Source organism: Planotetraspora sp. A-T 1434, assembly GCF_025420585.1.
In the GTDB taxonomy this organism is placed as follows: domain Bacteria; phylum Actinomycetota; class Actinomycetes; order Streptosporangiales; family Streptosporangiaceae; genus JAOEGB01.
Genome location: NZ_JAOEGB010000099.1, coordinates 1 through 597, shown reverse-complemented (window position 1 = coordinate 597; position 597 = coordinate 1). Strand labels below are relative to the sequence as shown.

Genomic DNA, 597 nt, shown 5'->3' with positions numbered 1-597 from the left:
CTGGCTGGGCAGCAGGCGGACACGGGTGTCTGCTCGCCAGGATCGCCGATCTGGCGGGGTGCCTCCTCGCCACCGGCAGTTACCGCGGGACGGTGCGGCTGTGGGACACCACCACCCGCCAAATGGTCGGCGACCCCCTCACCGGCCACACCGACCCCATCCGGGCGGTGGGCCTTCCACCCCGACGGCCACCTCCTCGCCACCACCAGCGCCGACTGCACGGTGCGGCTCTGGGACACCACCACCCGCCAAATGGTCGGCGACCCCCTCACCGGCCACACCGGCCCCCTCACGGCCATGGCCTTCCGGTCCGCCTGATATTGGCTCGGTCTCCTGGGTCTCAGCTCACCCGGGGATTCGTCCCGGAAAGGGTCCCGAAACTCAAGGTCTCGACGGGTTTTTCGGGATGAGTTTTGGGACGGCGGCTCCTGCGGAAACGTGACGGGGGGGTGGCGTCGGTCGGGTGTCCCGGAAACGACCGTTTCCGGGACAGACCTACAGGGGAGCCAGAGCGGCGTCCGAGGTGGCGGTCTGGAGCAGCTCGCGCGACGGCCCTAGGTATGCGGCTGCCCCCGCCGGGCACAGCTCGGGTCGCCA

The 597-nt window shown here is 70.5% G+C and carries 1 protein-coding gene; it reads left to right on the top strand.

Annotated elements, in window-relative coordinates:
- On the top strand, positions 1–318 hold a 318-nt coding region (locus N5079_RS35130; protein ID WP_410007862.1), incomplete at its 5' end, for a WD40 repeat domain-containing protein.
- Between the last annotated feature and the right edge of the window lie 279 nt (positions 319–597).